This is a genomic window from Anabaenopsis tanganyikae CS-531 (genome assembly GCF_029891675.1).
Classification (GTDB): Bacteria; Cyanobacteriota; Cyanobacteriia; order Cyanobacteriales; family Nostocaceae; genus Anabaenopsis; species Anabaenopsis arnoldii.
The window spans coordinates 22272-29808 of record NZ_JANQDF010000077.1; the positions used below are offsets into that span (position 1 = coordinate 22272).

At 44.1% G+C, this 7537-nt stretch carries 6 protein-coding genes; 1 reads left to right on the top strand and 5 read right to left on the bottom strand.

Going from position 1 to position 7537, the window contains the following annotated elements:
• Positions 1 to 57 precede the first annotated feature (57 nt).
• The 5 genes from NWP22_RS07970 to NWP22_RS07990 are packed head-to-tail and all read right to left on the bottom strand — an operon-like array spanning position 58 to position 6562.
• Complete coding sequence (locus tag NWP22_RS07970) at positions 58 to 1683, bottom strand: hypothetical protein (RefSeq protein WP_280801709.1); 1626 nt, start codon at positions 1681 to 1683, stop codon at positions 58 to 60.
• A 56-nt stretch (positions 1684 to 1739) separates the two neighbouring features.
• Positions 1740 to 2690 carry an ABC transporter ATP-binding protein gene (locus NWP22_RS07975; RefSeq protein WP_271733819.1) on the bottom strand — a complete coding sequence of 317 codons (951 nt, stop codon included), beginning with the start codon at positions 2688 to 2690 and terminating at the stop codon, positions 1740 to 1742.
• 16 nt (positions 2691 to 2706) lie between these two features.
• Positions 2707 to 2856, bottom strand: a complete 150-nt coding sequence (locus tag NWP22_RS07980) for a hypothetical protein (RefSeq protein WP_271733820.1) — start codon at positions 2854 to 2856, stop codon at positions 2707 to 2709.
• Positions 2841 to 5972 carry an efflux RND transporter permease subunit gene (locus NWP22_RS07985; RefSeq protein ID WP_271733821.1) on the bottom strand — a complete coding sequence of 1044 codons (3132 nt, stop codon included), beginning with the start codon at positions 5970 to 5972 and terminating at the stop codon, positions 2841 to 2843. Before NWP22_RS07985 ends, NWP22_RS07980 begins: the two co-directional genes overlap by 16 nt.
• 5 nt (positions 5973 to 5977) lie before the next feature.
• Positions 5978 to 6562, bottom strand: coding sequence for a permuted SH3 domain-containing protein (locus NWP22_RS07990; RefSeq protein WP_280801710.1), 585 nt, complete (start codon positions 6560 to 6562; stop codon positions 5978 to 5980).
• A gap of 151 nt (positions 6563 to 6713) precedes the next feature.
• On the opposite strand from NWP22_RS07990, the gene rppA reads away from it, so the two are divergent.
• Positions 6714 to 7424, top strand: coding sequence for a two-component system response regulator RppA (rppA, locus tag NWP22_RS07995; protein WP_271733823.1), 711 nt, complete (start codon positions 6714 to 6716; stop codon positions 7422 to 7424).
• Positions 7425 to 7537 lie beyond the last annotated feature (113 nt).

The following is a 7537-nucleotide window of genomic DNA, read 5'->3' on the forward strand; positions in this document are numbered from 1 at the left end:
TCTAAATGGGTTTCTGGACATTCTCTAGTCACCCATTTTTTTTGTTTGTGTTAGTCCTTAACTTGATTTTAATAATGCTTTTGTTCCTGACTCCCCTAATGTTTTTAATTGGCGTTTAATTTGCCAGAGTAATAGCCCGAAAATAGCTATATGTCCCATAATTGCGATCGCATTAGTTATGGCAGCAGTTTCTGAGGATATAATTACAACTGGTGCGAACACAGAAAACAATAGTGAAGTGTGAGCAGAGTCCGGAAAAAGCATTGTGAGCAAAACCACTGGTACGATCATCACAGCAGCTAAAATCACATTAGTCCATAACAACCGCTGCCCATTTTTCATCAATAAAAGTAATTGTGCTAAGGCTGCATGAATTATTATTAGAGTAAATGCAAAAGTTAAAGCAAGAAAAATATTTAACTTATACAATATAGGCTCTGATAAGGCTAAAATGAGTATACTGCTACCGATGACATAAATTATAGCATTGATGGCGATCGCCAATATGTTGGGACTTTTTTCGCCCCAAATTAAATCTTTGATTAATTTGTGCTTTCCAGGATAACTATGACTATAAACGTGCTGATATCTCGCCCACTCTTGAATTGTTTGCCGATGGGGTGTTAATGCAGCAATCAGATATAAAAATAGCCAGAAATTGGCAAACATTAAAAGCAATATATCCCCATGGATATATGTCAAGTTTTGCCAATTAGCACATCCTACAGTTATGATGGTAAAAATACTAGTTAATAAATAACTCTGCTGTTTACTTAACATGGTAGTATGGCATAAACTATAGCAACGCTTGAGAGATTGCCAGAAAAAGTAAGTGCCAACCAGGGAAATTAATAAACTAAAGCTGATGGTTATGGCAACATTCTGTCCTAGTGATATACCGAACCAATGAAAATTCCTAAAGCTGAAATCACCCGAAGAGTTAGGAATGAAATATTGCGGCATAATTAGCTGCAATGCCATCAGTGTATATGGTATAAAATTCCTGCTATCTATAACTTTATAGAATAGAAAAATAGCTATAAGTAAACCAGTTCCTACCCAACTTTGAACCCCACCTAACCAAGAAGCTATTAAACCAAATAGTAATGCACCGCTATAGTAGAAAATGGTAAAGACCAGGGAAATGCCATAAAAAATTAGGATCTGTTCTAAGGATATTTGAGCATTTAAACCTAACCACAAATGCCAAGGAATTGCGAATAAAATGGCAATATATAAATTGATGGGAACCCCAAGGATTTTACCCACAAGAATGCTTTGAGGTGATTGGGGAGCTAGACGTATAAAACCGAGGGTATCTCGGCTGGTTTCCCTGGCTAAATCATCGATGAGTAAATAAACTCCGACCAACACAAGAGCAAAAACGATGATTAGACTCAGAGAAGAGAAAACATCATCATGCCATGCTCGCCAATTAATAATTACCTTACCATACTGATCAACAGCACATTTAAATTCTGAATTTATCCATTCACCTTGACAATAACCTGGAAGGGAATAATAGATACTTTCCTTTGTTGGTAGTTCAGCTTGGTAGTAAATAAACAGCATCAACTGAACGAGAAAACTGATAAATAATGCTAATAAAACGTTGCGAGTTTTTAAACGTCCCTTAATTTCTCGTAAGAATTGAGGGTTTAATTCACCTAAGCCAGAGATCATATTCCCCATCATGAGCCTACTCCCCGAACAGATATACACAGATAATTATTGACTTGTTAGGATGCTTGTTTGTGCCCTAATTTTAAGAAAATACTTTCTAAATCTTCTTGTGTACTGTGAAAGTTACTGATAGAACAACCCGATAGAACCAGAGAACGCAATAAATCAGCGCCATCTTTTGGTGTTCCGGTAAAACTGACCTTGAGACTGTTTTCACCGGGGATTTTTTGCCAACTTTGCACCAAGGAATAGTTTTGTAATTCCTGCTCGATTAACTCTAAACTTCCAGGGGTTGATAAGATAATGTGTTGTTGAGAAAATCGTTGGTAGATTTCTTCCAGGGAAGCGGTTTCTACTAAACACCCCAATTCCATAATGCCTATACTAGTGCATAGTTCCGCTAAATCACTGAGAATATGGGAAGAAATTAAAATAGTCATTCCCGCAGATTGCAAAGCTGTAATGATGTCGCGAAACTGCATCCTAGCAATAGGGTCAAGTCCAGAAACCGGCTCATCTAAAATGAGTAAAATTGGTTCGTGAATAATCGCCCGCGCCAAACCTAAGCGCTGCTTCATCCCCCGGGATAGGGTAGAAATTAGGGCTTGACGTTTATTCTCCAGTTGGATAAGTTCTAAAACTGCGTGTAAGCGTTGGGTACGATATGGTTCCCGCAAATGATACAACCGGGCAAAATAGTCTAAGTAATCCCAGACTGTTAAATCTTCATATAGGGGATAGTTATCGGGTAAGTAGCCAAGACGACGCTTGAGAGTTGAGTTACTCTTGTCAAATTCTAGGGGATGACCATAAAGATAAATTTCCCCCGTGGTTGGTTGTTCAGCAGTGACCAACATCCGGATGAGAGTGGTTTTCCCGGAACCATTGGGGCCAATTAATCCATATACTTCACCCTCTGGGATTTCTAAATCAACATTGTTGACAACAATATGTTGATCAAATTGCTTAGTTAATCCGCAGGTACGAATTGCTAATTCTTTTACCATAGCTGTTTTGGTGCAGTTATGTTTGAGATAGTAACATACCTTTTGGATACAGCTTTGATAAATATTGTGACAAAATTACGATGGACTGCGAAGCAAAGCGATCGCGATAACGTGAAACTAGAATCCGCCGGACTCTAGCCGTGGGGAGTGTCAATAGTTTGACCATGTTTGGTTAATCAAAGCAGGTTTGTGTAGAGGGATAAACTGTTTGCCAAACTTGGCGTAGAGAGCCGGAATGACTAATAAAGTCAAAGCGGTAGAAGTAAATAAACCGCCCAAAACCACAATTGCCAAGGGTTGTAGAATTTCATTTCCTGCTCCACCGGCGATCGCCAAAGGCAGCATACCTAGTGCGGAAGTAAACGCGGTCATCAGGATAGCATTAACTCGTTCTAGAGAACCGTTGACAATCACATCTTTGAGGGGCATTCCCTGAGCCAACTTATGGTTATAGTTGTCTACCAACAACAAGCCATTGCGGACAGCAACCCCAAATAGGGTAATGAATCCAATCAAAGAAGCAATGGACATCACACCGCCACTCAAGGCAATAGAGACAATACCACCCACCAAAGCCAAAGGCAGATTGAGCATGATGGCGATGGTCGCGCTGAGGGATTTAACACAGAAGAACATCAACACCGCAATCAAGATCGCTGCCAAGATACTAAATACCAGTAGATTATTAGTAGCCCGTTGCTCCGATTCAAACTGTCCGCCGTACTGGATGAAGTAGCCATTGGGGAGTTTGATTTTCTGTTTAATTTGGGATTGAATATCACTAACAACACTGCCCAAATCACGCTCGGCAACGTTTGCCGAAACAACTATCAGCCGCGATACATCTTCCCGATTCACCACATTTATTCCCATACCGTAGTCTACCGTAGCTACAGCACCCAGTTCGATGGTTTGCCCAGTAGGGGTAATCAGAGGAATAGCGCGAATGGCATCTAAACTATTGCGGGCTTTCTCCGTCAAGGAGACATAAACATCAATGAGTTGCTGATTTTCTGCCACTTGCGAGACTACACGACCATTGAGGGCAGTTTCCACCACGTTCGATAACTGCCCCATACTCAATCCATAATTAGCGGCCGCCGCGCGATCGTAATGGATTTGTACCTGACGAATGGGCAGTTGGGGTTCGAGCTGCAAATCTACAACCCCAGGGATGGGCTGAATCACATCTTGTACTTGTTCGCCAATCTTCCGCAGTTCGATTAAATCAGGGCCAAAGATTTTGACAGCGATCGCACTTCTCACCCCCGACAGCACTTCATCCATGCGGTGAGAAATAAACCCACCAATGTTAGATGCCACACCAGGCAGTTTATTGAACTCTTGCCGCAATTGTTTAATGCTGGCTTCCCGGTCTTGGAGAGCGAGATCGCTGAGTTCTACATCTACATGAGCCATACTTACTCCCGCCCCGTCTGCATCCCCTGGAGTGCGTCCCGCCCGTACTTGCACCCACTCATATAAAGGATGATCTTTAAGCGCACTAGACAGAGCCATCCCCGCCCGATTGGTCATATCCAGAGAAACCCCTGGATATAAAACCATAGAATTTACCAATGATTTCTCCTGAAATTCCGGCAGAAACACCCGTCCCAGGGAGGGAATAATCGCAAAAGCGGCAACCAATGCTGCCAGGGCCACACCCAGAATGATTTGAGGGTATCGCAGGGACAGATTTAACAGTGGACGATATAACCGTTCTGCCCCACGGGAAATGAATGTACCTTCAGGCGGTAGGGTTTGGTTTGCCAGCAGAATTGCACACAGGGCAGGGGAAAGGGTCATAGCCACCAAAGTAGAAGCACAGATGGAAAGCAAATACGCCCAACCCATTGGGGCAAAAATGTTGCCTTCAACCCCTGTCAAACTAAAAATTGGTGCAAACACGACGACGATAATCACTGTAGAAAAAATCACGGCTAACCGTACTTCCACAGATGTGTCATAGACCACCTGAAAGGGATGCTTGGGGTTGCCCTGGGCCTGATTGCTTCGCAGACCCCGATAACAGTTTTCCATGTCCACGATTGAGTCATCCACAACTGAGCCAATGGCTACGACTAAACCCCCCAAGGTCATAGTGTTAATGCCTAAGCCAAAAGCTTTCATGAACATTAAGCCAATTAACAGTGACAGAGGAATTGCACTCAGTGTAATTACCGCAGTACGCCAATTCATCAGAAATAACAGCATAATTACTGATACAATGATGATGCCTTGCATCAGGGAACTGCTGACATTGACAATGGCAGTATCAATAAAGTTAGACTGCCGGAACGTTTGTTTCACTTGCACATCAGGGGGAAAGGTTGTTTGCAGGGATTGCATTACCGCTTCTACTGCTTTTGTCACCGTGGGAGTATCAACATCAGGCTGTTTGTTAATCATCATCACCACAGCCGGCTGCCCATTAAAACTAGCATCACCCCGCTTGAGTGCCGCACCGGTTTTTACTTGCGCCACATCTTGAAGCAAAATCGGTTTCCCATCTTGCACCTTGACCACCGATTGCTGCAAGTCTGCAATTGATTTTACCTGGCCAATACCGCGTACCAACAGTTCTTGACCGCCACCAATGAGAAATCCACCAGGAGCGTTAGAATTTGCACCCTTAGCCCCATTGGTAACTTCCGTCAAGGAAACCTTGAGCGATCGCAATTTTGCCGGATCAACTAACACTTGTTCCTGTCGTTCATCCCCACCGTAAACGCTAACTTGGGTGACTCCCGGCACAGACAAAATTTGATTGCTCAGGGTAGTATCCACCAGACGGCGCAAATCCATCAGGGAGGTTTTACCCTGGCCATTCACAGTTAAGGCATACTGTAAAATTGTCCCCAATGGTGATGCTAAGGGTGAAATTGCCGGCGGATGCACCCCTTCAGGTAACTGATTGGTCACCTGTTGGAGTCGTTCGGTCACTGATTGCCGGGCTTGATAAATGTCGGCATCCTGGTCAAACACCACCTGCACCATTGACAGACCGACTTTGGAGGAAGAACGCACCGTAGTTACCCCTGGCAAACCATTCACCGCGCTTTCAATCGGCACGGTAATTTGTGATTCCACTTCCTCTGCAGCTAGTCCAGTCGCTTCGGTGTGAATATCCACCTGGGGGGGCGCAAATTCAGGAAACACGTCTAGTGGCATCTGAGTGACAGTGAACACTCCCCACAGGGTCACTAAAATCGCACAGATAACTATGAACCAACGCTGGGTAATTGAGTTTTTGAGAATCTGATTGACAATGGAGTTCAACATCTCAATTAAACGCCTCCCTTGTTCTTGCGATTCCCTGCAATAACAGCGATCGCACCGCCCACAAGGACGACTCCACCACCGACTCCTGCTAAGATACCCATTGGTAATCCACTAGCCTGCTGTGTAGTATCCTGATTTTCTGCTTCAGCTAGGGTTGTGGGAGTCTCACTGGCTGTTGGAGTCCCAGGGGTATCCGCAGTTTGGGTTTTGCGCGATTCGGCATATAGGGACAAACCACCTTGAGTAACCAGTTTTTCGCCAACTGACAATCCTGTGGTGACTGCGATTAGTTCGCCTTTGGTCGCACCGGTGGTGACTTCCACAGGCTCATAAAAATTCTCATACTGTACAAAGACTATCTGCTTACCGTTGGCATCAACCAATGCTGTCACCGGAATCATCACGGCAGACCCGCCTTGAGCAGAGGAGGCGATCGCTGTGACCACAATACCTAATAGTTGATCGGTTTGGGGATTGACTTTCACCCGATTAATGCCACCGGTTGCTTGAAATTCATCACCATGTCCGACATGAGGAAACCCGACTGTAGGGACACAAACAATTAAACTGGCTGCCAGAATCGAACTCATTAGCCGAAAGGATTTCATGATTACTCCTCACAAGATAGGGGTTAAACAAAAGTTCTCCATAAGTTTGCCAAAGGGCAGATGAAATTCAGGTGAAATGGCAGATGTTTTTGTAAAATATATGAAGCTCCCTCATAGTTGATTCTCTGGAGCAATGCGAATTTTACTGGTAGAAGATGAAGCGGATTTGGGACTGGCAATCAAGCAAGTCTTAATTAGCGAAAGATATGTAGTGGATTGGTTGACAGATGGCACTCAAGCCTGGCTATGGCTAGAAAGCCAGTGGACAGATTACACAGTTGCGATTGTTGATTGGCTGCTCCCCGAAATGTCGGGATTGGAGTTATGTCGGCAGATCAGACTGCACCAAAATCCCTTACCAGTGCTGATGCTCACTGCTTTGGGGCAGCCGTCAAATCGTGTGGCGGGGCTGGATGCGGGAGCTGATGATTATTTGGTCAAACCGTTTTTCATGGAAGAATTGCTGGCACGGTTGCGGGCGCTACAGAGGCGATCGCCTCAACTACAACCATCCACCCTGACTGTTGCAGGTTTTACTCTGGATACAGCCAACAATGTCCTAGGAGTGAATTTAGATCGGTCTACGCCCCTGCTGATTCCCTTAACTACCAAAGAATTTCAGCTGCTCATGTATTTGATGCAGAACCCCAATCGGATCATTCCCGGTAGCAAATTGCGTCATCAAGTTTGGGACATGGATAAAGAACCTATTAGTAATGTAGTTGCAGCGCAAATGCGCTTATTGCGGCGTAAGTTAGCAAATCATGGCTGTCCGTGTCCTATTGAAACTGTTCCAGGTGCTGGCTATCGCTTTAACTGCTATATAAATCCTAGACAAGTCTAGACATTTATTTCTTACTTCAATGGGAGCATGGGAGCGGTTATCCCTCAGTAAGCTTTCAAGGTTTAGCCAACCTCGATAAGTTAATTGCTGCGTTTAAATCCCTATCCATTGAA

What these genes read in the sequence shown, in the direction of transcription:
- NWP22_RS07970 (WP_280801709.1), bottom strand. Translation starts at nt 1,683, where the DNA reads ATGATCTCTGGCTTAGGTGAATTAAACCCTCAATTCTTACGAGAAATT.
- NWP22_RS07975 (WP_271733819.1), bottom strand. Translation starts at nt 2,690, where the DNA reads ATGGTAAAAGAATTAGCAATTCGTACCTGCGGATTAACTAAGCAATTT.
- NWP22_RS07980 (WP_271733820.1), bottom strand. Translation starts at nt 2,856, where the DNA reads ATGGTCAAACTATTGACACTCCCCACGGCTAGAGTCCGGCGGATTCTA.
- NWP22_RS07985 (WP_271733821.1), bottom strand. Translation starts at nt 5,972, where the DNA reads ATGTTGAACTCCATTGTCAATCAGATTCTCAAAAACTCAATTACCCAG.
- NWP22_RS07990 (WP_280801710.1), bottom strand. Translation starts at nt 6,562, where the DNA reads ATGAGTTCGATTCTGGCAGCCAGTTTAATTGTTTGTGTCCCTACAGTC.
- rppA (WP_271733823.1), top strand. Translation starts at nt 6,714, where the DNA reads ATGCGAATTTTACTGGTAGAAGATGAAGCGGATTTGGGACTGGCAATC.